The 24,840-nt window shown below is 62.1% G+C and carries 24 protein-coding genes; 5 read left to right on the forward strand and 19 right to left on the reverse strand.

The genetic code is table 11. The annotated features are described in order from the left end of the window. Positions 1 to 113: 113 nt before the first annotated feature. From hflD to OKC29_RS06305, 14 genes are all read right to left on the reverse strand, one after another. Positions 114 to 728, reverse strand: coding sequence for a high frequency lysogenization protein HflD (gene hflD / locus OKC29_RS06240; RefSeq protein WP_073349509.1), 615 nt, complete (start codon positions 726 to 728; stop codon positions 114 to 116). 212 nt (positions 729 to 940) lie between these two features. Beyond that, a complete protein-coding gene (gene mnmA, locus OKC29_RS06245; protein ID WP_073349511.1) occupies positions 941 to 2,047 on the reverse strand; it encodes a tRNA 2-thiouridine(34) synthase MnmA in 1,107 nt (368 codons plus the stop codon). Positions 2,048 to 2,205: 158 nt separating this feature from the next. Beyond that, entirely contained in the window at positions 2,206 to 2,673 is a 468-nt protein-coding gene (locus tag OKC29_RS06250) for an NUDIX hydrolase (RefSeq protein WP_073349513.1), read from the reverse strand. 95 nt (positions 2,674 to 2,768) lie between these two features. Beyond that, positions 2,769 to 3,704 carry a 23S rRNA pseudouridine(2457) synthase RluE gene (rluE, locus tag OKC29_RS06255; protein ID WP_073349515.1) on the reverse strand — a complete coding sequence of 312 codons (936 nt, stop codon included), beginning with the start codon at positions 3,702 to 3,704 and terminating at the stop codon, positions 2,769 to 2,771. 77 nt (positions 3,705 to 3,781) lie between these two features. Further along, positions 3,782 to 4,549, reverse strand: a complete 768-nt coding sequence (locus OKC29_RS06260; RefSeq protein WP_073349517.1) for a PTS sugar transporter subunit IIA — start codon at positions 4,547 to 4,549, stop codon at positions 3,782 to 3,784. Continuing rightward, on the reverse strand, positions 4,550 to 4,855 hold the full coding sequence (locus OKC29_RS06265; RefSeq protein WP_017409976.1) for a PTS fructose transporter subunit IIB: 306 nt from the start codon (positions 4,853 to 4,855) through the stop codon (positions 4,550 to 4,552). Positions 4,856 to 5,120: 265 nt separating this feature from the next. After that, the gene (gene uhpT / locus OKC29_RS06270; protein WP_043124246.1) at positions 5,121 to 6,527 is read right to left on the reverse strand and encodes a hexose-6-phosphate:phosphate antiporter; all 1,407 of its coding nucleotides are present in this window, start codon (positions 6,525 to 6,527) and stop codon (positions 5,121 to 5,123) included. A 415-nt stretch (positions 6,528 to 6,942) separates the two neighbouring features. After that, on the reverse strand, positions 6,943 to 8,850 hold the full coding sequence (locus OKC29_RS06275; protein ID WP_073349519.1) for a PTS fructose transporter subunit IIABC: 1,908 nt from the start codon (positions 8,848 to 8,850) through the stop codon (positions 6,943 to 6,945). 667 nt (positions 8,851 to 9,517) lie between these two features. After that, positions 9,518 to 10,294 carry a phosphotransferase family protein gene (locus OKC29_RS06280; RefSeq protein WP_073349520.1) on the reverse strand — a complete coding sequence of 259 codons (777 nt, stop codon included), beginning with the start codon at positions 10,292 to 10,294 and terminating at the stop codon, positions 9,518 to 9,520. A gap of 11 nt (positions 10,295 to 10,305) precedes the next feature. Further along, positions 10,306 to 10,821 carry an AAA family ATPase gene (locus OKC29_RS06285; protein ID WP_073349522.1) on the reverse strand — a complete coding sequence of 172 codons (516 nt, stop codon included), beginning with the start codon at positions 10,819 to 10,821 and terminating at the stop codon, positions 10,306 to 10,308. A gap of 69 nt (positions 10,822 to 10,890) precedes the next feature. Continuing rightward, positions 10,891 to 11,349 (reverse strand): GNAT family N-acetyltransferase, encoded by a 459-nt coding sequence (locus OKC29_RS06290; protein ID WP_073349524.1) that lies wholly within the window; start codon positions 11,347 to 11,349, stop codon positions 10,891 to 10,893. A 135-nt stretch (positions 11,350 to 11,484) separates the two neighbouring features. Continuing rightward, complete coding sequence (locus tag OKC29_RS06295; RefSeq protein ID WP_073349526.1) at positions 11,485 to 11,934, reverse strand: GNAT family N-acetyltransferase; 450 nt, start codon at positions 11,932 to 11,934, stop codon at positions 11,485 to 11,487. 55 nt (positions 11,935 to 11,989) lie between these two features. Beyond that, positions 11,990 to 12,265, reverse strand: coding sequence for a hypothetical protein (locus OKC29_RS06300; RefSeq protein ID WP_011705324.1), 276 nt, complete (start codon positions 12,263 to 12,265; stop codon positions 11,990 to 11,992). Between the two features lie 95 nt (positions 12,266 to 12,360). Next, on the reverse strand, positions 12,361 to 12,825 hold the full coding sequence (locus tag OKC29_RS06305; RefSeq protein WP_011705325.1) for a MerR family transcriptional regulator: 465 nt from the start codon (positions 12,823 to 12,825) through the stop codon (positions 12,361 to 12,363). Positions 12,826 to 13,037: 212 nt separating this feature from the next. Between OKC29_RS06305 and OKC29_RS06310 the strand changes: the two genes are divergently transcribed. Continuing rightward, the gene (locus tag OKC29_RS06310) at positions 13,038 to 14,282 is read left to right on the forward strand and encodes an NADH:flavin oxidoreductase/NADH oxidase family protein (RefSeq protein WP_011705326.1); all 1,245 of its coding nucleotides are present in this window, start codon (positions 13,038 to 13,040) and stop codon (positions 14,280 to 14,282) included. Between the two features lie 25 nt (positions 14,283 to 14,307). On the opposite strand, the gene OKC29_RS06315 is transcribed toward OKC29_RS06310, so the two are convergent. Then, a complete protein-coding gene (locus OKC29_RS06315; RefSeq protein WP_073349528.1) occupies positions 14,308 to 15,345 on the reverse strand; it encodes a Mal regulon transcriptional regulator MalI in 1,038 nt (345 codons plus the stop codon). Between the two features lie 275 nt (positions 15,346 to 15,620). Between OKC29_RS06315 and malX the strand changes: the two genes are divergently transcribed. Further along, on the forward strand, positions 15,621 to 17,192 hold the full coding sequence (gene malX, locus OKC29_RS06320) for a maltose/glucose-specific PTS transporter subunit IIBC (protein ID WP_073349530.1): 1,572 nt from the start codon (positions 15,621 to 15,623) through the stop codon (positions 17,190 to 17,192). 87 nt (positions 17,193 to 17,279) lie between these two features. Beyond that, positions 17,280 to 18,476: a MalY/PatB family protein gene (locus OKC29_RS06325; protein WP_073349532.1), complete on the forward strand. Its 1,197-nt coding sequence runs from the start codon at positions 17,280 to 17,282 to the stop codon at positions 18,474 to 18,476. 65 nt (positions 18,477 to 18,541) lie between these two features. On the opposite strand, the gene OKC29_RS06330 is transcribed toward OKC29_RS06325, so the two are convergent. Then, on the reverse strand, positions 18,542 to 18,829 hold the full coding sequence (locus OKC29_RS06330; RefSeq protein ID WP_017409991.1) for a hypothetical protein: 288 nt from the start codon (positions 18,827 to 18,829) through the stop codon (positions 18,542 to 18,544). A 201-nt stretch (positions 18,830 to 19,030) separates the two neighbouring features. Beyond that, positions 19,031 to 20,917, reverse strand: coding sequence for a PTS fructose transporter subunit EIIC (locus OKC29_RS06335; RefSeq protein WP_162275645.1), 1,887 nt, complete (start codon positions 20,915 to 20,917; stop codon positions 19,031 to 19,033). Positions 20,918 to 21,653: 736 nt separating this feature from the next. Between OKC29_RS06335 and OKC29_RS06340 the strand changes: the two genes are divergently transcribed. Further along, positions 21,654 to 21,803 carry a hypothetical protein gene (locus OKC29_RS06340; RefSeq protein ID WP_011705333.1) on the forward strand — a complete coding sequence of 50 codons (150 nt, stop codon included), beginning with the start codon at positions 21,654 to 21,656 and terminating at the stop codon, positions 21,801 to 21,803. A 75-nt stretch (positions 21,804 to 21,878) separates the two neighbouring features. Here OKC29_RS06340 and OKC29_RS06345 read toward each other — a convergent pair whose 3' ends face one another. Continuing rightward, positions 21,879 to 22,385: a hypothetical protein gene (locus OKC29_RS06345; RefSeq protein WP_073349536.1), complete on the reverse strand. Its 507-nt coding sequence runs from the start codon at positions 22,383 to 22,385 to the stop codon at positions 21,879 to 21,881. A 239-nt stretch (positions 22,386 to 22,624) separates the two neighbouring features. Beyond that, a complete protein-coding gene (gene manA, locus OKC29_RS06350; protein ID WP_049048538.1) occupies positions 22,625 to 23,824 on the reverse strand; it encodes a mannose-6-phosphate isomerase, class I in 1,200 nt (399 codons plus the stop codon). A 129-nt stretch (positions 23,825 to 23,953) separates the two neighbouring features. On the opposite strand from manA, the gene OKC29_RS06355 reads away from it, so the two are divergent. After that, entirely contained in the window at positions 23,954 to 24,829 is an 876-nt protein-coding gene (locus tag OKC29_RS06355; RefSeq protein WP_005298937.1) for a helix-turn-helix transcriptional regulator, read from the forward strand. Positions 24,830 to 24,840: the final 11 nt, after the last annotated feature.

The following is a 24,840-nucleotide window of genomic DNA, read 5'->3' on the forward strand; positions in this document are numbered from 1 at the left end:
ATGATTGGTGTGGGGGATCCGTATCCACTCGCGCGTGAGTCCGGGTCGTCAGCAAGGGGGATGTGCGGCTGCTTGCCTTGCTGTCGTCCCTCGGCCCGCGCGCGAGCCGATGATTAGTAACGTTTGGCCAGCTCCACCATCTTCTTGCGAGCGAAGATGATCTGGGTGCGGCTGCCGCCGAGCTGACGCCACAGCACGCAGGCCCGGATGCCGGCCAGCAGCAGGGCGCGCACCTTGTGCTGCACCAGCGGCTGCTGCAGGAACAGCGGGGTACCCGCCACCTGGATTCTGGGGCCGATCGGGCTGATGAGATCGCTGTAGATGCTCGCCATGTTGGCCAGGATCTGCTCGTCGAGCAGATCGAAGTGCTGTTGCTGGCGGCCAATCTGGCTGATCCGCTCACCCAGCATGTTGAGGATGTCCTTGCGCTTGGCCAGCTTGCGCTCCAGCGCGATCAGGCTCACCACGTAGCGGGTCAGCTCGGCATTCTTCTGGCTGCCGTCGGCGCCCAGCTGCTCGACCAGCGCGCGGTAGCCGTCGCGAATGGCCAGATGGGTGTTGTTGAACACCTCGAGCGGCTGGCTCGGGTTGGTCACCAGAATGCTGGAGAGGCTCTCGCGCAGGGCTGCCTCGTCGCAGTTGCCGTCACGGGCCACCTTCTGCACCAGATAGGCGGCCTGGCAGATGCCGGCAAAGGCCATGGTTCTGTCTTGGAATTTGTCGCTCATATCTTCACAGCCCTGTTCTGTTCATTCACTGGCCGATGCCATGAGCCGGCCTGGACGTTGCCAATCATGTATCGCTGCCTTGTGCTGTTTTGTCTTTGTCCCCTCTCCCTCAGGGAGAGGGTCAGGGTGAGGGTGGTTACCCCCTCATCCCCAACCCTTCTCCCGCGAGGGGAGAAGGGAGTACAGCGCGGACGCTCGTGAGCGCCCAGCCCTTAGACCGGATGGCTGAAACGTTGTTCGATGATGCCGCCGCCCAGACACACTTCCCCGTCGTAGAAGACGGCGGACTGACCCGGGGTGACCGCAGCCTGTTTCTCGTCGAAGATGACCCGGATGGTTTCATCGTCGATGGGCTGGATCAGGCAGGGGATATCTTCCTGCCGATAGCGGGTCTTGACGTTGCAGCGACGCGGCTCGCGGATCGGGGTGCGATCCACCCAGTGCAGCTGGCTGGCAATCAAACCATCGGAGTAGAGACGGGGATGCTCGCCCTGCGCCACCACCAGGGTGTTGCGCTCCACCTCTTTGTCGACCACGTACCAGGCTTCTTCGGTGGCATCTTTGCGGCCACCGATGCCAAGCCCCTTGCGCTGGCCCAGGGTGTGGTACATCAGCCCCTGATGCTCGCCGATCACCTTGCCATAGACGGTTTCGATGGGGCCGGGCTGGGCGGGCAGGAACTTGGCCAGGAAGTCCTTGAATTTGCGCTCACCGATAAAGCAGATGCCGGTGGAGTCTTTCTTCTTGGCGGTGATGAGATCCAGCTGCTCGGCGATGCGGCGCACCTCCGGCTTTTCCAGGTCGCCGACCGGGAACAGGCTCTGACCCACCTGAGCTTCGCTCAAGGTGTAGAGGAAGTAGCTCTGATCCTTGTTGGTATCCAGACCGCGCAGCAGGCGCGGGCGGCCGGTGCTGTCGTCACGGCGCACATAGTGGCCGGTGGCGATGTAGGTGGCCCCCAGCTCCTCGGCGGCAAACTCCAGGAACGCCTTGAACTTGATCTCCTTGTTGCACAGGATATCGGGGTTCGGCGTACGGCCGGCCTTGTACTCTTCGAGGAAGTGCTCGAACACGTTGTCCCAGTACTCGGCGGCGAAGTTGATGGTGTGGAGTTTCATCCCCAGCTTGTCGCAGACGGCCTTGGCATCAGCCAAATCCTGGGCGGCAGAGCAGTACTCGTCCGTGTCGTCTTCTTCCCAGTTCTTCATGAACAAGCCTTCGACCTGATAGCCCTGCTGCTGGAGCAGGTAGGCCGAGACGGAAGAATCCACGCCGCCGGACATGCCGACGATCACCTTGATTTGGCTGTTGTCTGTCATTAGTCGAAGTTACCAGTTCGTTTAAACGGGGCGTATTCTACCAGAATTTCGCGCCCCCGGTCACATATCCATGCCACCGTTCCCATCAGGAACCCGGCAGCAGGAAATCGTTTTTCTTGTCTCGGCCCGATCGCGTCAAAAAGAGCTTCCAACGGCTCTTAAATGAAGGCCTTGAGGGCCGACAGCGGCAGCCTGATGCCAGCCAGATAGTCCTGAATGCACTGCCACACCAGGGGGCTGCGCAGGGCCGGTTTGCACTCGGCGATCTCCGCCAGGGTGAGCCAGTGGCAGGCCAGCACGTCGCCGTCAGGATCCTCTGGATGGTGCTGACCCGGCGCCTTTTCAAGGTCGAAGATGACGGCGGTGCGCACAAAGGTAGCCTCACTGTCCGCCGGCTTGTAGAGATAGACCCCGAGCCAGCCGGTGGGGGCGGCGGTGAGCCCGGTCTCTTCCTTCAGCTCGCGGCAGGCTGCCTGGATGAGATCTTCCCCCGGCTCCACATGGCCGGCAGGCTGGTTGAAGCGGCGCTGGCCCTTGATCTCCTCTTCCACCAGCAGGAAGCGGCCCTGCCAGTGGACCAGGGCGGCCACGGTGAGGCGGGTGGGCAGCGGTGGGTGATCGCTCATAGGGACTCCTTGTCTGGTTGGCGGTGCCCCGGCGGGGCGCTTGTTTCAACAGTGCTGTTCAGATGACGGCACGCTGGCCAAATGGCTTACGCGTGTTATTCCGACGGCTTGCTGCGGGCCGGGCGACGGGCGGTGCCGCGCCCGCCACTGCGATGGCCGGGGCGCGGCTCGGCCTCACGGCTGCCCCGCCCTTGGCCCTGATGCTGGGGGCTGCGAACCGAGCGGGCCGCTCGTGGTGCGCTGTGGCTGCCTGTCCCTTGCGGCTTGGCGGATGTCCGCGCTTTCCCTTGCGTGGCAGATTGCCGTGGCGCCGGGGCCAGTTCGGGAGCGGGCAGGGCGCGGCTCTCCCCCGGTGCCAGCGCGTCGAGGGTCCACTCCCCGATGGCGTAGCGGATAAGGCGCAAGGTGGGGTGACCTATGTGGGCGGTCATCCGCCGCACCTGGCGGTTGCGCCCCTCCACTATCTTGATCTCCAGCCAGCAGGTGGGGATCTCCTTGCGCTCGCGAATGGGCGGATTACGCGGCCACACCGCAGGCTCATCCATGATGCGCGCCCCGGCGGGCAGGGTCATGCCGTCGTTGAGCTCCACCCCGGCGCGCAGGGCAGCCAGTTTCTCCTCGCTCGGGATGCCTTCCACCTGCACCCAGTAAGTCTTGGGGGTCTTCTCTCCCGGCTGGGTGAGGCGCGCCTGCAGCTTGCCGTCGTTGGTGAGCAGCAAGAGCCCCTCGCTGTCGCGGTCGAGCCGGCCCGCGGCATAGATGCCGGGCTCGGTGATGTAATCCTTGAGGGTCTCGCGGCCTGCCTCGTCGGTGAACTGACAGAGCACCATGTAGGGCTTGTTCAAGAGCAGCAGCTTGCGATCGGCCGGGGCGGGGGCCGGTTTGCGCTCGCCTTCCTTGTCTCTCGTGGCGTGCTGCGCCTCCCGGCGTTGGGATGGGCGCGCCGTGGCGGCGGGTCTGCTGGCCGAACGTTCGGCGTCAGGACGGGCGGAGAGGGAGAGACGGGGGCGGGTTGATTTCATCGCATGCATACCAAAAACAGGGGAAGGGCGAGTGTACCACAGGGGGCTGTCGCGGGCATGAACGACGGGGACGGGAGGCCAGCCGCTCAGCCGAGCAGGCCGTCGATGACGATAGCCTGACGGGCGGGGGCGGAGCTCGCGTGCAGCAATGCGGTGCCCACCTGCTCGTCCATCAGTGCGCGGGCCAGCCGGGTGAGGGGGCGCAACTGCTCGGGAGCCAGGCCGGTGGGCACTGCCAGTAAAATCAGGGTCTGCACCGGCCCGAGTGCGGAGCCCCACTCGATGGGCTCGCTGCTGCTGAGCAGCGAGAGCGCGGGTCGGCGGATGGCGGGGCAGATGACGTGGGGCATGGCGAGCCCGGGCCGGATGATGGTGGCGGCCAGCTGTTCGCGCGCGGCGATGGCCTGCTCCAGCGCTGGCCTGTCGCTTATCAGCGCGGCGGGCAGCAGATCCACCAGCACCGCCAGTGCCTGGGCCTTGTCGAGGGGTGCCGTGGCATAGCCAAGTTGAGCCAGGGTGAAGCAATAGTCGGGCAGCGCCTGGCCCAGGCGCAGCTCGGCCAGGGCGGCGCTGCCGGGGCGCCCCAGCGGCTGGCCCAGCTCCACGCACCAGCAGGTGAAGGCCATGTGGGCGAGCTCGGCATCCAGCCCCTCGATCAGCAGCAGACAGAGATCGCCGGGCTGGGTGGCCAGGGTGAGCAGGGAGAGCTGGTTGGTCGCCTCCACCGCCTGACGGCGGGTGACGTTGATGAACTGGATATGGGACTTGAACAGCCCGGCCAGCCGACTCAACTGCTTGGCCTGGGTGATGGTGAGCCCCAGCCGGCAGTGAAAGGAGATCTCGCGGATCAGCATTCAGACGCCGGGGGCGGCGGTTTTGAGCACGGCCACCGCATCGAGCAGCACCGCCTCCAGCGCCACCTGGTGAATGGGGCAGCCGAGGAAGCGATCCTTCTGCTCAATCTCGATATCGGAGGCGATCAGCACCAGATCGGCACCGGCGATGTCGCGGGCGGTGAGGATGTTCTCCAGCCCCATGGCCCCCTGGGTCTCGACCTTGATCTTGAGCCCCAGCTTGTCGGCGGCTTTTTGCAGCGCCTCGGCGGCCATGTAGGTGTGGGCGATGCCGGTGGGGCAGGCAGTGACGGCGAGGATCTTCATGGGCTCTCACGGCAAATTCGGGTGGGGCAACAAGATAGCGCCAAGGGGCGGCCTTGCCAAAGGGGCGGAGGCAAAAATGGGATCCCGACTGCGCTCTGCTGAAGGGATGGGCAAGAGGTGAGCGCTTTTGTGGCCCCAAAAGGGACAAGTGGGGAAAAGAGGGGATAAAAAACGGCCCGCCAGAGGGCGGGCCGAATGCACGCTACGGAGTGAAACCGTACTGCCGGGCAGTGACTGCCCGGTCTGCTTGGGCTGATGCCTGGGCTCAGACGGACTGGGTCGCCAGGGTGGCTGCTTTCAGTTCACGTTTGATGCGGCGGATTTTGCGCTCTTCGGCGACCGCGACGCAGGCCATCAGCACCAGACAGGCGGCGGCGGCCATGTCCAGTGCCGCGAAGGTGCCGGTCCAGCCGGTCAGGCCGAAGATGGGGGTGCCGTCGGCAATCATGCCCAGACCCAGTTTGGCGAAGCTGTCACCGATGAGGTAGGCGAAAGTGCCCTTGACGCCATCGGCCACGCTGATGCCCTGCTTGGGTACGAAGCCCACGGCGGCCACGCCGATCAGCAGCTGCGGACCGAACACCAGGAAGCCCAGCAGGAACAGGGAGCCCAGGAACATGAACTGGGTGGTGGCGTGTTGGTAGAGCCCCAGGGTGGCGATGATCAGCGCCAGCGCCACGCAGGCCACCAGACCACGGCGACCGTTGGCCAGGTCAGAGAGGTAACCCCACATCAGGGTACCGACCAGAGCGCCCACTTCGAAGAAGGTAAAGCCCTGGATGGCGATTTCCTTGGAGAAGCCGAGCTCCTGGTGGGCATAGACGGTGGACCACTGGTCGATACCGATACGCACCACGTAGAGGAAGATGTTGGCAAAGCAGAGCAGCCAGATCACCTTGTTCATCAGCACGTACTTGACGAAGATCTGCCACTTGGTCAGTTGCTGCTCTTCGGTGGCGATATCTTCTTCGCTGGCCACTTCGTCAAACAGCTCTTCCACCTTGCCCAGACCATAGGCTTCCGGCGAATCGCTACCAAAGCGCAGGCCGATAAAGCCGACGATCAGCGCGATGATGGAGGGGAAGATGAACATGCCGAGCACGTTGCCATCGAACAGGTAGTTGGCACCGAACAGCGCCACCCCGGCCGCACCGGCCCCGCCCACGTTGTGGGAGAGGTTCCACATGCCCAGGTAGGTGCCGCGCTTGTTGCGGGGCGTCCACTTGGTGATGGTGGAGTAGCTGCAGGAGCCGCCACAGCTCTGGAAGAAACCGCTGGCCGCGTAGAAGAAGATCATCAGGTAGAGGCTGAAACCGGTGCCACCCATGCTGGCACTGAAGCCCAGCATGCAGAGGGAGGAGAGGATCAGCATCAGCGGCAGGAACTGCTTGGTGTTCTTGCCATCGGCATAGTAGGAGACGATGGTCTTGCCCACCCCGTAGGTGATGGAGAAGCCAAGGCCGATCATGCCGAGCTCGGTCATGGAGAGACCGTACTCCTGGATCATGTCGTTCTGCGCAATGTTGAAGTTCTTGCGGATCAGATACATGGTCAGGTAACCGATGAACACAACCAGATAGGATTGCATAAACGGTTTGAACCAGAGCTTGCGCCGGGCTTCGACCGGCAGGTTCAGGGTGGGGACCCGAACCTGTTCGAGCAGTTTAAACATCTTCGTTCATCCTCTGCGAGATAGACGCTGTTTCCGCCGCGTTCCTCACTTTTTGATTGGAGTTGGAGGTCACGCCACGGAAAGAACAACAGGAAGCGGGCGCGGTGCACGGCGAGCCCCTGTCGATTGAACCCATGCCCGTCCCTTGCGCCATGGCGCGGGTCGGGTAACGACATCAGGTAGCGTGACTTTAATGAGGCGCGCTGCAAATGGCGTGAGAGCCATCCCTAGGGGGGGTAGGAAAATTTCCTAGTTTGGCGGGATCCGGCCGCGAAGCGTGAAGAGGATCACAAGCCGGCGTCGTACAGCAGAGGTGAATGGGCTCTCTCGAACCCGACAAAAGACGAGGCCACCCGCAGGTGGCCTCGTCCGGTTTGGTCACCACCCCGCGGGGGATGGCTTGGTTGGGCAGGGATCAGGCGGCCTTGGCCAGCGTCACCTCGTCACTCTTCTTGACCCGCAGTTTTTTCAGGGCAACCGCCACCACGCCGGTGACGATGGCGCCGCAGATCATGCAGAGCAGGGCCAGCAGCGGCTTGTTGACGGCGCCAAGCAGGGCCACGATGGGGCCACCGTGGGCGACGCTGTTGGTGATGCCAAACAGGAAGGCCATCACGGCGGCGGTCATGCTGCCCAGCACGTTGGCCGGGATGACTGCGAGCGGATCACGGGCGGCAAACGGAATGGCACCCTCGGAGATCCCCACCAGACCCATGGCACCGGCGGCTTTGCCCGCTTCAATTTCGGTGGCGTCGAAGATGCCGAGCTTGCGACCGAGCACGGTAGCCAGTGACATGCCGAGCGGCGCGGCCGGGATGGCGCAGGCCATGGCACCCATGAACTGGGTCTGGCCGGAGGCGATCATGCCTACCGAGAAGAGGAAGGCCACCTTGTTGACCGGGCCACCCATGTCAAAGCCGGCCATGCCCCCCAGCACGATCCCCAGCAGCACCAGGCTACCGCCGCTCATGGAGAGCAGCATGGCGTTCAGACCCGTCATCATGTCGGCAATGGGGGCGCCGATGATGAAGATGAAGACCGCAGCGATAAAGAGCGACCCGACGATGGGGGCGATCAGGATCGGCACCAGCGGCTGCACCATCTTGTGGTAGTGGCGGGTCGCAATCCAGCGCACCAGATAACCGACCAACAGACCCGCGATGATGGCACCGATAAAGCCAGTACCGGCGTCGGCGCCGTAGAAGCTGCCGTTGTTGGCGATCCAGCCGCCGATGAAGCCCGGTGCCAGTGCCGGTCTGTCACCGATGGCGTAGGCGATGTAGCCCGCCAGAATGGGGATCATCAGGGTGAAGGCGGCGACGCCCACGTTGAGGATCTGGTTCCACATGCTCCCTGCCGGGATCTGCATGCCGCTCGGGGTTGGATCACCGCCGATGGCCAGAGCCAGGGCGATCAGCAGACCCCCCGTGACCACAAACGGGATCATGTGGGAGACGCCGTTCATCAGATAACGGTAGAGATCCGAGCTGCCGCCTGAGCTCTTCTCCTCGCTCTTGCGCTCATCCTTGTCCGCCACATAGGCGGGGGCCTTCAGCGCCTGCTCGATCAGACCCTTGCCATCCTTGATGGGGGCCTTCACGCCGGTTTTGATGAGCGGCTTGCCGTTGAAGCGGGCCATGTCCACCTGCTTGTCGCAGGCCACCACGATGGCGCTGGCGCGGGCGATCTCGGCCGCAGTCGGGCTGTTCTTGACGCCGATGGAGCCGTTGGTCTCCACCTTCACCTCAAAGCCCAGCTCCTTGGCGGCGCGCTCCAGGGATTCTGCCGCCAGATAGGTGTGGGCGATGCCGGCCGGGCAGCCGGTGACGCCGATGATCAGCCCCTTGTCGGCGGCCGGGGCGGCCACTTGCGGCTCTTTCTTCTCGAGCAGCAGCGCCAGCGCATCGGTAGACGTCTTGGCTGCCAGCAGGGCATCGATAAAGCCCTCTTCAATCAGCTTGGCGGAGAGCTCGGCCAGCACCTCGATATGGTGGTTGGCGCCACCGGCCGGGGAGGCGATCATGAAGAACAGCCGGGACGGCTTGCCATCCTCAGCGCCGTACTCGATACCGGCGCGGCTGATGCCGATGGCTACCGCCGGGGTGCTTACTGCCGCACTCTTGGCATGGGGCAGGGCGACGCCCTCTTCAAAGCCGGTGTTGTCCAGCTCTTCCCGGGCCCACAGGTCCTTGATGAACTGCTGCTCGTCGCTGACCTTGCCTTGCGCCGCGAGCAGGCGGGTCATCTCGGTGAAGACCTCCTCCTTGCGCGTGGCCTTTAAATCGAGTGCGATCAGCTGCTCGTTGATAAGGGTGGTGATCATGGCGTTCTCCCTGCTCCTGGCCGGAGCCTGTTGGCATCTTTTCCTGGGCTAGCGCCCAGGAGATGCAGACAAAAGTGACCCCACTATTATCCCGCCCGCTAGGCCGCGCACCTATCGGACAAAACTGCGAAATACTGGATTTTTGTGCTCAACCACCTCGAGTGTGACCCCGATCGCACAGCAGACCAGCTGACAAAATGGGTCTGGATTGAATCGATAAGTTATTTTTTATTTTTTAAAATCAGTATCTTGGTGATGATTCTTTCAACATGCTTTTATGATGGAGAGTGATATTATCCGGCCAAGAATCGGTGCAAAACTGTAAATTTGTGAGGTGAAAAGAGCGGGCGGGGTGTGAGCTGTCGCACATAAATGGCGGTGACGGGGCGCTTGATAAGGGGAGACAGGCGAGGGGAAAGGTGGAGAAGTGGGTTGAGCCATGGGAGCCAGACAGCCCACCATAACGCACGGGTGAAACCACAGGCATTGGCCCCGTAGGGTGCAATGAACGAAGTGAATTGCACCGCTTGTTTGGGTAGGCAGGGTGGAGGTAGGAGAGGGGATTGCAGGAAAGATAGAGGTGCAATGCGCTGCGCTTATTGCACCCTACTGAGTTGATGTTGATTACGCGAATGTCCAAATACGCTCCGCTACTTGAACCTACGAATTACACAATATGTGCAACCGATTCCAGCCAGTGGGGAACTTGTTGCCGATACCACTCCAGATATTGCTGTGCCTGCGGCTTCTCCCTTCTGGTCAGCAGATTGGTGACCTCAATAATCAGCCAGCACTTGGCCATGACGAGATGGCGCAGCAACCGGTTACCTGAGAGAAGCGAACTGTGGCAAAGATAGCGTTCAATGATGGCTTCATACTCCGCCAGTGAACCCATCCGCGGCACCAGCGGAGCTAAATCGATGGCCGGGCTGCCATAACCAAATCGCTCCCAGTCAAACAACACCAGCTCACCATTGTCGCGGGTACCCCAGTTGCCCTCATTACTATCCCCCGAGATCAGGCACTGTTCCTCGAATAGTTCGTGGCCAACTTGCTGGATATGGCGGATCTTCTCGTTGGCCGCTTCCGGTAGGCAGAGTACAGAGAGCGCCTCGTCGATGTCGGTGAGTGACCAGCCGTGATTTTTCACCGCAAAGTCGGGCTGATAGTTGGTGTTGTGCAGGCTGGCCAGCTGAGCAAAGGTCTGTTCGTTGTGGTGCAGTTGCGTGAGCGTGACCGGATGAGGGATCTGCTCAAGGAACAGGATCTCCCCCTCGACCCTGAGAAGGGCAGGTGTGTTGAGCCCGCTCAAATGCGGGGCGGCGCATTGGTAGAAATGACGCTCGACCGCTGATGCACCGCTTTTTCTGATGCAGGGCTTGCCATCCAGCAACTGGATATTTACGGAGGCACTCCCCATCTTTGCCAGCTCTTGTTGCGTCATCCTCTACCCCGTTAGCTATGAGTGGTCAGTTGAGTGAGATAGCTATTTACTTCTGTCCGAGTCGTGAAACGGTGCTTGGCGTTTGGGAATCGATCAAACAGCTCGCGATGGAATCGGCGGGAGCTTTTGCCGGCTCGCTGCCCATATTCCGATGCCCACACCAGCAGTTGTTGAAAGTTCTTTTCGGTTGCCACTGCATCCCGTTGCCTGGCACTTTGTGATCCGCGCGATAGTAGCGAATCACGGCATACAGACCAGTCGAGATCCAGAAAGAGCAGGGTATCGGCGGCATCAAGCAGTTGCTCGGCCAGGGCACCAAATATCCCTTCTACCACCCATGAGGGCTCTTGAAAAAGTGTTTGAATGGCTTGGTCAATCTCATGCTGGGGCCGTTTTTGGTTAAACCCGCCCGGCTGCCAGACAATAGTGTCCAGATTGACCTCGTGGATAGTTAGCCCCTCAGCCAATCTAGCCGCCAACCAGCTCTTGCTCGATCCCGAGTTGCCAATAATCAGAATTCGTTTCATCTTTGAGTGCTCTTTTCTGGAACAGATATCTGGAGGCTGGAAAGTAGAGGTGATGACGCTGAGAGTGGATTAAAAGTAGGTTGGCGGTTCGCCGACATAGCGTGGCCGCCTCTGAGAGAAATACATGCAATTACCCCCCGGAATGCGCCTATACCCCAGCCTCTCGTAGAAGTGATGGTCGATATCTGCATGGAGGAAGGTGGCGACGGCATCGGGACTATCCAGCAGCATGCCTGTCACCCCACGCAGCAGATGGGTGCCAAATCCTTGCTCCCTCATCGCAGGTATCGTTGCCAGTGAACCTATGCCAAAACAGCCTTGACCAAGGCCAAATCGGTCCCGATAGACGATAAGGGAAGAGACAGGCTGATTGCCCACAACAAGGACATACCACACACCGGAGCGGTATTTTTGACTGGCGTGGCAGCTCGCCAGATATTCAGTCGGTGATAGTCCTTTGCCCCAAGCATCAAAGCCCATCCAGAAGATGGCATTCAGTTCATCTGGGCTGGCTTTTCTTGTCTGCATCCTACATTCATTCCTTTACCAGTGTCATGGCGATCGATATGGCTCTCGTTGCTTTCGATGAGATGTGGCGACGCTGAATTGATCCCCCCACCATTTATCCCCAGGGCGCTACAGGCTGCTGAGGGTGGGGATAGCCTAGCCCAGTTCAAGGTAGAGTCGCAGCATGTCTTTGTGCTGGATGCCGTACTCCATGATGGGCTCCGGGTAGTGGATAAGGAAGTGATCCTTTACGACGGCATCGACGCGAAAGCCGTGGCGCTGGTAGTAGGTGAGCTGGTGGCCGAAGCTGCCGGTACCGAGCTCGACGCGGCATACCCCTTTCCCGGCCAGGCTGGTCAGTACGAAGTGCAGCAGGCCGGAGCCGATGCCTTGCTGCTGGCGGTTGGGGGCAACGGCGATATTGAAGATCTCGGCCGTTTGCTCCCCCACCAGACCGACCACGCAGGCGCCCACTACCTCGTCGCCCGCCAGGGCGGCAAAGCCCCAGGCGCCGGGCAGATAGGCGGCAATGCGCTGCTCTGCGGGATCGGCCTCCAGCAGCAGTGCCAACGGCAGTTGACTGGGGTCCATCTCGACAAACTTCATCTTTATTTCTCTTTTATCTCGCTGTGACGGTCCGGGGTGTGCCGTTCTCTGGGCCTCAATACTCCAGAAACTTCTCGCCACAGCGCTCGCAGATCAGGTGCTTTACATGGGTGGCCTGGTAAGCCAACGTTTCACCAAACGCCCAGTTGGTGATGCTGCTGGAAGTAAAGGCTTGCCAGAAGGCTTTGCGCGGATCCTTGGGCATGATGTCTTGAGTGTGATCGCGGGCGACCAGCACCACGATATGGCGGGTGCGCTCCCGGCATTTGTCACAGCGATGGATTTCACTCGGTGGCTCGCTTTGGGAGTGGGCGGTGCGCTCTGTTGTCATGATGATGACCTGTTATGGATGGCGCGCCCATCATAGTCTTCTTCAGTTGGCTCTCAATCCCCCATGCTGGGGGCGTGTGCTGGTTGCGAGCGGGATCACTTTTTGGGGCGCGTAGCGGGCTTGGCTGCGATGGTGTTTGTTGCGATGCCCTCGGGGGAGGGAATACCCATGCTAGCCAATACCCGGGCGGCGTTCTCTTCACACGGCATCTCGTCGGGTTTGGACTCCACCAGCCTGATCAGGGCCTGCAATTGCTGCTTGCTGTGGGCAAGTCTTGTCTCCAGCGCTTCTATGTCGCTCACCTTGGCCTCGAGCGCCGCCAGTAGCGGGGCGTGTTGCCAAGAACTGATATCTGCGGGCACCAACTGCTTGATCTCGTCGAGGGAGAAGCCTGCCTGCTGCGCCTGGCCGATGATGGTCAGCAAGGGTACCGTCTCGGGCGGGTAGTCGCGATAGCCGTTGGTACCCCGCCGTACCTTGCTGAGTAGGCCTCTGGCTTCGTAGAAGCGGATGGTGGAGGCCGCCATGCCGGTCTGTTTGGCCAGTTCACCGATCTTCATCTTGCCTCCTGGGCTGCGGGTTGGCGGGTCTGCCCGCCGAAAGGGGGGATCAAGGGGAATTCTAGGGTGAAAGCCCGCTTGAATGTCAACGGTCCTATGGGCTGTGCGGGTGGAGACCATTTCTCCCATCGCGATGGCATCCCGATAAAGGGGCTTGACCTTCAAGTCAGCTTCAAACTTATGGTGGGGTCCTCACTACCGAGGAGATCGCCATGAACCCATTTACTCCCCTGACCCTGCCCAATGGCAGCCAGCTTATCAACCGCCTCGCCAAGGCCGCCATGGAAGAGAACATGGCCGACTATGACCATGCCCCCTCAGAGGCGCTGATCCAGCTCTATCGTACCTGGGCAGAGGGTGGCGCCGGCCTGCTCATCACCGGCAATGTAATGGTGGACGGCCACGCCATGACGGGGCCGGGGGGCGTGGTACTCGATTCCCACGATCTCTCCCCAGCGCTGGCCGGGCGTTTCAGTGCCTGGGCCGAGGCGGCCAAGAGCGGTGGCGCCCAGATCTGGATGCAGATCAACCACCCCGGTCGCCAGATGCCGGCGGCGCTGGGGCAGCCCACCCTGGCCCCTTCCGCCGTACCCATGGCGCTCGGCAGTTTCTCGAGGCAGTTCTCTCCGCCCAGAGCCATGAGCGAGGCCGACATTGCCGAGGTGAAGGCGCGCTTCATCAACACGGCGCTGCTGGCACAGCGTGTCGGTTTTGACGGGGTACAGATCCATGCTGCGCACGGCTATCTGCTGAGCCAGTTCCTCTCGCCACTTACCAACCAGCGCCGCGATCGTTGGGGCGGCAGCCTTGAGAATCGCGCCCGCTTGCTGCTGGAGATAGTTGAAGGGATCCGCCAGCAGGCGGGCAGCGGCTTCGCACTGTCGGTCAAGCTCAACTCCGCCGACTTTCAGCGTGGCGGCTTCAGCACCGAGGATGCAAAGGCGGTGGTGGAGATGCTCAACCCGATCGGGGTGGATCTGGTGGAGCTATCCGGCGGCAGTTACGAGGCGCCCGCCATGCACGGCCAGGCCCGCGATGGTCGGACTCTGGCGCGGGAGGCCTATTTTCTGGAGTTCGCTCGGGAGATCGTCTCTGTTGCCCATATGCCCGTGATGGTGACCGGGGGAATTCGCCGCTACCCGGTGGTGGAGCAGGTGCTTGGCAGCGGGGTGGCGGTCGCCGGCATGGCCACTGCGCTGGCCATCGCCCCGGATCTGCCCGCAAGATGGCACCGTGAGCAGGCGGCAAGTGCCGAGCTCAGGCCCATCCCCTGGCGCAACAAGGTGCTGGCCTCGGTAGGTTACATGGCGATGGTGAAATACCAGTTGCGGCGGCTGGGGCGCGGGCAGCCGAGCCGCCCCAAGATCGCGCCCGCCCTGGCGCTGGCCTGCCAGCAGTGGCAGACCCTGCTTGGCAACGCCCGCTATAGACGCTGGATCAAGGCGCAGGAAAAGTGAAGGGGGGGCTTGCCACCCAGCCAGCTTAGGCCGATGCCCGCTTTTGCAGGCTGGGGATGATGAGATGGCGGTTGGGGGCGAGCTCGGGTTGCTGCAATCGGGTCAGCAGGCGCAGGGCCGCCTGGCGGCCGATGTCGCGGGCCGGCGAGCTGACGAAGGTGAGGGCGGGGAAGGTGAGTTCGGCCTCCGCCACGTCGTCAAAGCCGAGCAGGGCCACCTGCTGGCCGACGTAGTTGTCCTTGCCTACGCTGCGCCCGCTCGCCTCGACGCCGTAGATGGCGCCGAGGGCTACCTCGGGGTAGTGGCAGAGCACGGCGGTCACCTTGGGGTGCCGGTGCAGCAGCTGGGCGATGGTGTCGGCGGCGCTGCGCTGGGTGCGATCGCACTCCAGTACCCACTCCGGTTTGAAGGGGAGGCCGTATTGCAGCAGGCTGGCACAGTAGCCACCGATGCGCTCGGCGCGGGTGAGGGAGTCGGCCCGCCCGCCAACGTAGGCGATATGGCGGTGACCCTGCTCGATGAGATAGGTGGTGGCCTGCTGGGCGGCGTGGGTGTTGTCGGGGCCGATAAAGTCCACGTCGTCTCGATAGTAGGAGCGGGCGGCGCACACCAGCGGCAGCGCCGAGCCGAGCAGGTGTTCCAGCGGCTTGGCGGCGGCGCCGCGCACCGGGTTGAAGATGATGCCCGCCACCCCCTGGCGCGACAGGGACTGGATGCTCTGCTGCAACCGCTCTGGGCTGTGGCCGCACTGGGTCAGAAACAGCAGATAGCCCTGTTGCTCCAGCACCTCGCTCACCCCGGCGGTCACCTCGGTATAGAAGGGGTCGGTGATGTCGCGCAGGATCAGACCCACCAGGTTGGATTGCTGGCTGCGCAGGTTGGCGGCGGCGCTGTTGGGCACGTAGTCGAGCTCTTTTATCGCCTGCTGCACCCGCTCGGCGGTGGCCGGCGAGATGCGCCCCTTGCCGCGCAGCACCATGGAGACGGTGGTGACCGAGACCCCGGCCAGCCGGGCCACGTCGGTGATCTTGGGGTTGTTGGCGAGCAGCGGTTTGGGCGACATAGGCAGGCGGTGGCGATCAAGGCGAAGAGACGAGGTGCACAGCATACTCGCTTGGGTTGCCGAGTGAAACGTTACATCCCGCGCCCATGGATCTGTCTCACAAATTTGAGGAACAGCGTCCAGCAGGGCGGTTGAACTGTGATCCTGTCGGCACTTGTGAGTTGATAAAACGTTTTATCATCCAAAAAAACCAGATACGGCTCACCGTCGCCATCTGTCAGGAACGGTACCGGGCAGGCGTATCGAATGACCCTCACCTCACAAGGATCTGACACATGGCCAAGTCCCCCGCCAAATCCACCGTCTGGGAGTTCCTGCAGAGCCTCGGCAAGACCTTTATGCTGCCGGTCGCCCTGCTGGCCTTCTCGGGCATTCTGCTCGGTGTCGGCAGCTCGCTCACCAGCGATGCGGTCAAGCAGAGCATGCCCTTCCTCGACAATACCGTGCTGCAACTGCTGTTCCTCTGGATGACCAAGGTCGGGCTGGTGGCCTTTATCTACCTGCCGGTGATGTTCGCGGTGGCTATTCCGCTGGGGCTGGCGCGCGAAGAGAAGGGGGTGGCGGCCTTTGCCGGTTTCGTCGGCTATGCGGCGCTCAACCTCTCCATCAACTTCTACCTCACGGTGGCCAACGTCATTGGTGACGCGGCAGCGGAGAAGGCCTACGGGGTGAAATCGATCCTCGGCATCAGCTCCATCGACACCGGCATTCTGGGGGCCATCATCGTCGGGGTGATCGTCGCGAAGCTGCACGCCCGTTTCTACACCTACCAGATGCCCGATGCGCTCGCCTTCTTCGGCGGCGCCCGCTTCGTGCCCATCATCACCGCCATCGTGCTGGGGGTGGTCGGTCTGGTGGTGCCTCTGGTCTGGCCCTGGTTTGCCGCCGGCATCAACGGCATCGGGACGCTCATCTCCCACGCCGGTCCCTTCGGTCCCTTCCTGTTCGGTACTGGCGAGCGGCTGCTGCTGCCGCTCGGCCTGCACCACATTCTGGTGGCGCTCATCCGCTTTACCGAGGCGGGCGGCACGTCGCTGGTGTGCGGCAACGAGGTGAGCGGCGCACTCAACATCTTCTACGCCGAGCTCTCCTGCGCCGACACTTCCGGCTTCTCGGTCTCTGCCACCTCCTTCCTCTCTCAGGGCAAGATGCCTGCCTTCCTCGGCGGCCTGCCGGGTGCGGCGCTCGCCATGTATCACTGCGCTCGCCTGGAAAATCGCGGCAAGATCAAGGCGCTGCTGGTCTCCGGCGTGGTGGCCTGCGTCATCGGCGGTATCACCGAGCCGCTCGAGTTCCTGTTCCTGTTCGTGGCGCCGGTGCTCTACGTTATTCACGCCATCCTGACCGGTCTGGGCTTTATGACCATGGGGCTGCTTGGTGTCACCATCGGCAACACCGACGGTAACCTCATCGATTTTCTGGTGTTCGGTGTGCTGCAAGGCACCGCCACCAAGTGGTATCTGGTGCCGGTCGCGGCTGCCATCTGGTTTGCCATCTACTACGGGGTGTTCCGCTTCGCCATCGTGCGCTTTAACCTGAAAACCCCTGGCCGTGAAATCGAAACCAGCGAGACTGCCCAGCCCGCAGGCAAGAAGGCCGGCAACAGCGGTTACAACGGTGAAATCATCCTCAACGCCCTGGGCGGCGCCGATAACATTCTGGCGCTCGATAACTGCATCACCCGCCTGCGGATGTCGGTGCAGGACATGAGCCGGGTCGATGACAAGGTATTGAAAGCGAACGGCGCCATCGGGGTGATCAAGCTCGACGAGCACAACCTGCAGGTGGTGATCGGCCCGCAGGTGCATCTGGTGAAAAACCAGCTGCAGAGCCTGATGGGGGCCTGAACCGGCCAATAAAATCCGAACGGGGGGCGCAAGCCCCCCTTGTTTGCCTCTCCCAATATGTCTCCTGTTTATGGGTGGAGAAACTTCATGCACGATATTTATGATTTCGACCATGTGGTCGACCGCCACGGCACCTACTGCACCCAGTGGGACTATGTAGCCGACCGTTTTGGCCATGCCGACCTGCTCCCCTTTACCATCTCCGACATGGATTTCGAGACCGCCCCCTGCATTCGCCAGACGATGGCAACCCGCCTTGAGCACGGGGTATTTGGCTACAGCCGCTGGAATCACGATGACTTCAAGGGGGCGGTGAGCAACTGGTTTGCCCACCGCTACGGGGCGAGCCTCGACCCCGAGACCTTGGTCTACGGCCCCTCGGTCATCTATGTGATTGCCCAGCTGGTGAGCCTCTGGTCGGCGCCGGGCGAAGGTGTGCTGGTGCATACCCCTGCCTACGATGCCTTCGGCAATATGCTGGCTGCCAACGACAGGGGGCTGCTGCCCTGTCCGCTTAAAAAAGAGGGGGGGAGTTATCAGATCGACTGGGCCTGTTTCGAGCAACAGGCGGCCCGCCCCGATTGCCGGATTTTGCTGCTCTGCAGCCCCCACAACCCCACTGGCCGGGTCTGGACGCGGGATGAACTGGGCCGGATGGCCGCCATCTGCCAGCGCCACGGGGTCAAGGTGATTTCGGACGACATCCATATGGATGTGAGCTTTGCCCGCTATCTGCCGTGGAGTGAGGTGGCACCGGACGATGGCTGGGCGCTGGTGAGCTCGGGCTCCAAATCCTTCAATATTCCGGCCCTTGGCGGCGCCTACGCCTTTATCGCCAACGCCGGGGCGCGGGGCGCCTATCTGCAACGGCTCAAGGCGGCCCATGGCCTTTCATCGCCGCCCATTCTCGGGGTGCTGGCCCATATCAGCGCCTATCGGGACGGCGCTACCTGGCTCGATGCGCTCAAATCCTACCTGCACGGCAACCTCGCCCATGTGGCGGCGCGGCTCAACGCCGCCTTCCCCGCCATTGACTATCGGGTGCCCGAGGGAACTTATCTCGCCTGGATTGACTTGAACGGTCTTGGTATCGACTCCACCGAGCGGATGGATGCGCTGCAAACCTTGCTGGTGGAAAAATACCGGGTCGCCATCATGCGCGGCGACACCTATGGCCCAGAAGGCAAAGGCTATCTTCGCCTCAACGTTGGCTGCCCGCGCTCAAAAGTAGATAAAGGCCTCGACGCCCTGATCAGCGCACTGCAAGAGCTGCTGGCTGGATAGAACACCGCCGCCCTCGGGCGGCGGTTGCTATTTCGAGGCGGTAAGTTGTCGGTACTTACCTTGAGTCAGAGAATGGCGCGGCTGCGAAACAGCACCTTGCCACAGGCCAGGCAGGTGTGGCGCAAACGGTAATCGCCGGCGCCGGTCAGCGGGCTGAACAGCACCTTGTGCGAACCGCAGGCACAGCAACTGGCGTTTTCACTATCGTCGGTGGCGCATTCGGGATGACGGGCGAGGTACTCGGGCAGGGTAGGTAGTTTGTCCCAGTCGGGCTGGGTTACCGCGCGATTCTTGAGAATGATGCCGGCGGTCACCAGACCCGCCAGGGTGAGCAGTACGTCCGTCAATTCCATGTTTTGCAAGGCTCCGTCCAGGTGCGGTCGCGAGGCCGGCTGGCAGGCGAAGGCACAATATGGCTCCTATCTTATCGATCCAGAGGGGGAGGGCGCTATCCCCGTTCGGGCGGCTGACGAACGGGGTTTGCTGTTGCCTGATACCGGGATAAAAGAAGGGGCCCTTGGCCCCTTCTCTCGTAGGTACTCTCAAGCCCGTTATCAGGCCACCTGGCGCCCCGGCTGGGTGCGGGCCAGCAGCCCTTCCGGGTTGTGGATGGCCTCCCGGGTCTTGACGTCGATGACCTCGATATGGGCGAAGCGCTCCTTGTTCTTGATGGCCACATCGTGGGCCAGGATGACGCAGCGGGCGTTGGCCACGTCTTTGGGCGTAATGCGGTTGATGATGCCGTTGGCGCCCTGGGTTTCCACTTTCAGCTTGATGCCGGCCTTGGCGGCCGCTTTTTGCAGGCTCTTGGCGGCCAGGAAGGTGTGGGCCACGCCGGAGGGGCAGGCGGTGATGGCCAGCACTTCGGCTTCCCCTTCCGCCTCGATGATCTGGTACTCCTCCTGGCGCTCGTTGCTCTCATCGGTGTCGCTGACCGGCTTTTTCAGCAGGTTGACGATAAGGGCCGTGGTGAGGGCGCCAAGGAGGGTGCCGAGGATATAGCCCATCTTGCCCTCCACCACCGGCAACACGATCCAGCCGCCCCAGGGGGCGTGGTTGATGCTGTGCATCATGAAACCGGTGATGTTGCCGACGATGCCGCCTGCGACGATGGCCGGGATGACCCGCACAGGATCGGCGGCGGCGAACGGGATGGCCCCCTCGCTGATGCCGATCATGCCCATGATGGCGGCCGCCTTGCCCGCTTCACGTTCTTCCTTCTTGTAGCGACGCGGTGAGAGCAGGGTCGCCAGCGCCATGCCGAGCGGTGGCACGCAGATGGCGATGCCGACCCCGCCCATCAGCCAGGGCTGGGTGTTGACCTGGGTCTGGGCGAACAGGGTGGCCACCTTGTTGATGGGGCCGCCCATGTCAAAGGCGGTCATGCCACCGAGGATGGCGCCCAGCATCACCTTGCCGGAGCCCGCCATGCTGGAGAGCCAGTGGTTCATCCCTTCCATCATGGCGGCGATGGGGGCGCCTATCACCCACATCACGATACCGCACACCAGGAAGGTGCCGATGAGCGGGTAGATGAAGATGGAGCCGAGCGAACTCATGGAGTCCGGTAGTTTTATGCGTTTGAGCTGGTTGACGATGAGGCCGGCGATAAAGCCCACCAGGATGGCGCCGAGAAAACCGGTGTGAAACTGCTGCACTGCAATCCAGGAGCCGATCATGCCGGGGGCCAGGCCCGGTTTGTCTGCCATGGAGTAGGCGATGTAGCCGCCCAGCACGGCGGTAAACAGGGTGAGCCCGGCAATCCCCATATCGGCCATGTCCTTGAGCACGCCAGCCTCGGGCACGGCGCCCTTGCCGCTGATCATCACCGACAGCGACAGCAGCACGCCCCCCGCGACGATGAAGGGGATCATGTGGGAGGTGCCGAACAGCAAATGCTGCTTGAGGGTGTTGAGCTGGGCCTTGATGCCGCGCTCCTGCGGCTCCGCCGGCAGGGAAGGTTGCGCCCGGGGGGAGGCAGGGGCTGCGGACGGCCCTGGTGCGGCCAGCAAGGCGAGTACCTCGGCGCGGCTGGTGGCTGCCTGCATGCTGGCGATGAAACCGGGTTCCAGCAGCTTGGTGGAGAGCTCGGCCAGCACCTCGATATGGTGGTTGGCGCCGCCCGCCGGGGAGGCAATCATGAAGAACAGCCTGGAAGACTCGCCATCTTCGGCGCCGTAGTCGATGCCCTGGCGGCTGATGCCGACCACGATGGCGGGCTCTCGCACCGCCTCGCTCTTGGCGTGGGGCAGGGCGACCCCCTGCTCGAAGCCGGTGTTGTCGAGCTCCTCTCGTGCCCAGAGGTCGCGGACAAACTGATCCTGACTGGCTATCTTGCCGCTGGCCTTGAGCCTCTCGGCCAGTTCGACGAACAGCGCCTGCTTGTCGCGGGCCGCTATATCGAGGCAGATCAATCCTTCATCTATCAGGGTGGTGAGCATGGTTCTCTCCTGGCTGGTGCCGTCCGAATGGAAGTGGTTCTGTTGAAAACGGTGGTGCAACTGGTTGACCTGCCTATTGTTTCTCCCAAGTGCCTCGGCCGAAATCGGAGATATGTGCCCTTTACTGGATTTTTGTGCCGATGCTGCCTGCCTGTGACCCTGCTCGCATTTTGTCCTGCCTGAATGAACGAGCTCGTTTCTATAGAAATACATTTTAAAACATAAGGTTATTTTTAATCCGAGTACGACTGATGACCAATAAGTGGTGAGCCTGAATGCTGTCGGCAGACGACGGGATGGAGATTTGTGCGCTCGAGCAGGCGAGAAAATTGTGAGCCGGTCGGCAAAATCGGCGGCCTGGCTTTGGGGGATGCTCATGGTGGCGGGGTGGCAGGAAACGCAAGAATGAGGGGATGAAAAATCAGTGCATAATTGGCCGATTGAAAAGGGTGTGCGAATTTGTAGTGGTTTGCACTTAACTGTTTGATAATTAATGTGTTGTGTTTTATTGGTCGGAGTGGAAAGAGGCGGTTTTGACCTCCTTTTGATGGCCTTCCGGGAGACGTTTAATCATTTTTTAGATTGCTTTTTGCATATCCAATCGTTTATTTAGTTGGACAGTTTTGGCAAACCGGAAGTCAAACCTGATGAACCGACAGGCCAACGCCCTTGATGCGGAGTGTGCCGTCAACCCGTTTTACTTGTCATGTTCACCCAGATGTAAGGAGACATCCCGATGGAAAAACTGGTCCAAGAGATCGACACCATGCGCGAAGAGTTCAAGCAACAGGAGCGCAAACAGGCCCACGACAAATGGCAGGCCAGGGTCGAAGAGCTGCAGCAGATCCGCGCTGAAGAGCCTCAGCCGGAGGCCGTGGAGGAGTGACCCGTGGCCAGCCCGGCGCTAAGGCGCACGCGGCCCGGCAGAATGCAAAACCCCCGCCAGCATGGCGGGGGTTTTTTATTGCGGCTCGATGGCGTTGTGGCTCTGCCACTGGCGCAGGCGCTGCTTGAGCGAGCCATCGCCGGGCGGGATGAAGTCATCCATCAGGTAGCAGCGGTCGTCGCCGCTCTTTTGAAAGTGGAGGCTGACCGTCTGCGGCTCTTTCTGGGTGTCGGAGAGGGCGAACAGATACTGCATCCTGACCGTTACCCCTTGCTCTTGCTCGTTGGCCAGGGTGAAGCTGACGGGTTCGCTCACCTCGCCATCCTGGGCGTTGATCCAGGGATCGGCATCGATGGCACACACCTCGCCGTCGGCGTTGCAGGCGGCCTCGCTGCTCAGCACGGCGAAGAAGTCGGGAGTGAGCAGCGCCTTGAGCGGCGCCGGGTCGGCGTAATAGAAATCCTTGTGCTCGCTCCAGAACGCCTTGGCCAGCCTGAGCGCCACCCCCTTGTCACAGGCGGCATGCACCGGGCTGCCCAGCAGCGCCAGCAGTAAAACGGATAGTCCGCAGTAGCCTTTCATGATGTTCTTCCTGAACTGGTGCCGGATGACTGTGGTGGCCCCGGCGAGGGTCAAGGCGCAGTGATAGCCAGACGGGCATGATAGCCAACCCGGCAGAGGACGACAGCAGGATCTGATGAATTTATGCCGCACATCAAGAAATTTATCGGCAGAAGGCAGGGGGGCGCGGTGGCTGAGACCGCTAAAAAACAAGGGCCATCCTGGATGGCCCTTGTGGTCGTGGGTCGATGCAGACCGGTTTAGCAGCGGTTGCCGGCGCGGGCGACCCGGCCCTCGGCCAGCAGCTGGTAGCGGCCGGTGGCGGCCGGGATAAAGGCGGACTGACCCTTTTCGAGACGCAGGGTGTCGTCACCGCGCTTGAGGATCACGGCCTCGTCGATGGCAAACAGGATCTCGGCGCTGGCGGTGGTAAGCTGGTGCTCGCCCGCCGGGTAGACGCTGAAGGTGAAGTCCGGCACCGGCACCTCGAAGTGCTGCACCGCCCCTTCCATGCGGGGAGCAAGCAGGATCTGGTCGTCCGGCTTGGGCAAGCAGCGGGTACAGGCCAACAGCTCGGCCACGTCTATGTACTTGGGGGTGAGCCCGGCGCGCAGCACGTTGTCGGAGTTGGCCATGATCTCGAGGCCAGTGCCGCGCACATAGGCGTGTGGGGTGCAGGCGTCCAGATACATTGCCTGACCGGGCTGCAGGGTCACCACGTTCAGCAGCAGCGGCGAGAACAGCCCCACATCCCCCGGGTACTGGGCGGCCAGGCTGGTGATCAGCGCAAAGGTCTCTTCATCCTGATGGGCGGCGGCAAAGGCCAGCAGGCCCGCCAGTGCCTCCTCCTTGTGCGCCCCTTCCAGCACCAGCAGCTGGTGGAAGAAGTGCTGCAGACCCGCTTCGTTCTGGCTGGCGGCGAGGGCGGCGACCAGCTCGGCAAGGGCGGGCAGCTTGACCCGCTCGAACAGCGCCAGGATGGCCGGGATGGCGCGAAAGCCGTTCATCGCCTGATAGGGGGTGAGGGCAAACACCAGCTCGGGCTTGTGGTTGGGATCCTTGTAGTTGCGATTGGCGGCCTTGGGCGAGATGCCGGCGGCCTCTTCCTTGGCAAAGCCCGCTTCGGCCTGCGCCTTGCTCGGGTGCACCTGAATGGAGAGGGCCTTCTCGGCGCACAGCACCTTGAACAGGAACGGCAGGCTGCCAAAACGGGCCTGGGTGGCCTCGCCCAGCACGGCGGCGGGGGCGTTCTCTATCAGGGTCGAGAGCTTTTGCGCCTGCCCGGCCAGCACTACCTCGGAGCAGCCATTGGGGTGGGCACCCATCCAGAGTTCGGCCTGGGGCTTGCCCGCCGGATTGGGGATGCCGAACAGGGTGGTGAGGGCGTCATGGCTGCCCCAGTCGTAGCCTTGAATCGGATTTTGCATTGACAAAAAAGAGGGCAGATCGCGACTGCTCATAAGGGATGCCTCATTTGGTGTGCAGAAAATCGGGTGCAGAAAAGGGTGGCATTGCTGCCGTGGACCGGACTATAACATGGGCGGTCGCGGGCACCGCAACCGCTTGCCTCTCTCTTGATCAGGATCAGCATGTCTCTTGTCTTCAGCCAGTTGCTTGATGGCGCCCTCCACGAGCAGGCCCCCTTCGACCAGATCTGGTTTGCCCAGGATCAGGGGGTGCCGCCCGGTTTCAGCTATCAGGTCAACTTTCCCCGCCTCGAGCTGGTGTTCAGCGGCGAGTATCGCAACCAGATCTGGGACAGAGAGCAGGGCTGCCAGGAGATCTGCATCGCCCCCGGGCAGGCGCTCTACATCCCCCCCAACGGCTGGAACAAGCCGCTCTGGACCACCGACTGCTCGGTGCTGAGCCTGCTGTTCGGCAAGCGCCAGCTGGGCTTCAGTCTGGTGAGCAAGCGGCGGGAAGACCCCGATTTCTTTGACGTGCAAAAGCACAGCATCATGGCCCGGGCCGGCCATGTGAACGAACACATACTGGCGGCGCTCAACGTGCTGACCGAGGACCCCGCTCGCTCCCCCACCGACAATCACCTGCTGCAGGCGCTGCTCACCAGCGTGCGCCAGCTGCTGGCCGAGTCCACCTTCGAGCGGCCGCGGGGGGCCGAGCTGTTTCACGGGATCTGCATCTATATCCAGGAGAACTTTCACCGCCCCATCAGCCGGGATTCGATCGCCCATCGCTTCAACGTCTCGGCCAGCCACCTGTCGCACCTGTTTCGCGAGCAGGGGCACATGCGCCTGGCCGATTACATCAGCTGGGTGCGCATCGATCGGGCCAAGTTCATGCTCAAGAAATACCGCTTTCGCCTCGAAGAGGTGGCCAGCCGCTGTGGTTACAGCGATGTGAACTATTTTTGCCGGGTGTTCAAGCAGAAGACCGGGCTGACCCCCTCCCAGTACCGGGCACTCAGCCAGCCGCAGGGGCAGGCCGAGGGGCTGGCAGGATAAGCAGGGATGCT

The organism is Aeromonas sp. QDB34 (genome assembly GCF_027705405.1).
Classification (GTDB): Bacteria; Pseudomonadota; Gammaproteobacteria; order Enterobacterales; family Aeromonadaceae; genus Aeromonas; species Aeromonas hydrophila.

Excerpts from the sequence above, each read along its gene's own strand:
- OKC29_RS06305 (WP_011705325.1), bottom strand. The coding sequence starts at position 12,825 with ATGAAGATCGGTGAACTGGCCAAACAGACCGGCATGGCGGCCTCCACC.
- OKC29_RS06355 (WP_005298937.1), top strand. The coding sequence starts at position 23,954 with ATGTCTCTTGTCTTCAGCCAGTTGCTTGATGGCGCCCTCCACGAGCAG.
- OKC29_RS06300 (WP_011705324.1), bottom strand. The coding sequence starts at position 12,265 with ATGACAACAGAGCGCACCGCCCACTCCCAAAGCGAGCCACCGAGTGAA.
- OKC29_RS06335 (WP_162275645.1), bottom strand. The coding sequence starts at position 20,917 with ATGCTCACCACCCTGATAGATGAAGGATTGATCTGCCTCGATATAGCG.
- OKC29_RS06340 (WP_011705333.1), top strand. The coding sequence starts at position 21,654 with ATGGAAAAACTGGTCCAAGAGATCGACACCATGCGCGAAGAGTTCAAG.
- hflD (WP_073349509.1), bottom strand. The coding sequence starts at position 728 with ATGAGCGACAAATTCCAAGACAGAACCATGGCCTTTGCCGGCATCTGC.
- malX (WP_073349530.1), top strand. The coding sequence starts at position 15,621 with ATGGCCAAGTCCCCCGCCAAATCCACCGTCTGGGAGTTCCTGCAGAGC.
- OKC29_RS06265 (WP_017409976.1), bottom strand. The coding sequence starts at position 4,855 with ATGAAGATCCTCGCCGTCACTGCCTGCCCCACCGGCATCGCCCACACC.
- OKC29_RS06330 (WP_017409991.1), bottom strand. The coding sequence starts at position 18,829 with ATGGAATTGACGGACGTACTGCTCACCCTGGCGGGTCTGGTGACCGCC.
- OKC29_RS06310 (WP_011705326.1), top strand. The coding sequence starts at position 13,038 with ATGAACCCATTTACTCCCCTGACCCTGCCCAATGGCAGCCAGCTTATC.
- OKC29_RS06295 (WP_073349526.1), bottom strand. The coding sequence starts at position 11,934 with ATGAAGTTTGTCGAGATGGACCCCAGTCAACTGCCGTTGGCACTGCTG.
- mnmA (WP_073349511.1), bottom strand. The coding sequence starts at position 2,047 with ATGACAGACAACAGCCAAATCAAGGTGATCGTCGGCATGTCCGGCGGC.
- OKC29_RS06250 (WP_073349513.1), bottom strand. The coding sequence starts at position 2,673 with ATGAGCGATCACCCACCGCTGCCCACCCGCCTCACCGTGGCCGCCCTG.
- uhpT (WP_043124246.1), bottom strand. The coding sequence starts at position 6,527 with ATGTTTAAACTGCTCGAACAGGTTCGGGTCCCCACCCTGAACCTGCCG.
- OKC29_RS06260 (WP_073349517.1), bottom strand. The coding sequence starts at position 4,549 with ATGCTGATCCGCGAGATCTCCTTTCACTGCCGGCTGGGGCTCACCATC.
- OKC29_RS06280 (WP_073349520.1), bottom strand. The coding sequence starts at position 10,294 with ATGACGCAACAAGAGCTGGCAAAGATGGGGAGTGCCTCCGTAAATATC.
- OKC29_RS06285 (WP_073349522.1), bottom strand. The coding sequence starts at position 10,821 with ATGAAACGAATTCTGATTATTGGCAACTCGGGATCGAGCAAGAGCTGG.
- manA (WP_049048538.1), bottom strand. The coding sequence starts at position 23,824 with ATGAGCAGTCGCGATCTGCCCTCTTTTTTGTCAATGCAAAATCCGATT.
- OKC29_RS06275 (WP_073349519.1), bottom strand. The coding sequence starts at position 8,850 with ATGATCACCACCCTTATCAACGAGCAGCTGATCGCACTCGATTTAAAG.
- OKC29_RS06345 (WP_073349536.1), bottom strand. The coding sequence starts at position 22,385 with ATGAAAGGCTACTGCGGACTATCCGTTTTACTGCTGGCGCTGCTGGGC.
- OKC29_RS06290 (WP_073349524.1), bottom strand. The coding sequence starts at position 11,349 with ATGCAGACAAGAAAAGCCAGCCCAGATGAACTGAATGCCATCTTCTGG.
- rluE (WP_073349515.1), bottom strand. The coding sequence starts at position 3,704 with ATGCATGCGATGAAATCAACCCGCCCCCGTCTCTCCCTCTCCGCCCGT.
- OKC29_RS06315 (WP_073349528.1), bottom strand. The coding sequence starts at position 15,345 with ATGTCGCCCAAACCGCTGCTCGCCAACAACCCCAAGATCACCGACGTG.
- OKC29_RS06325 (WP_073349532.1), top strand. The coding sequence starts at position 17,280 with ATGCACGATATTTATGATTTCGACCATGTGGTCGACCGCCACGGCACC.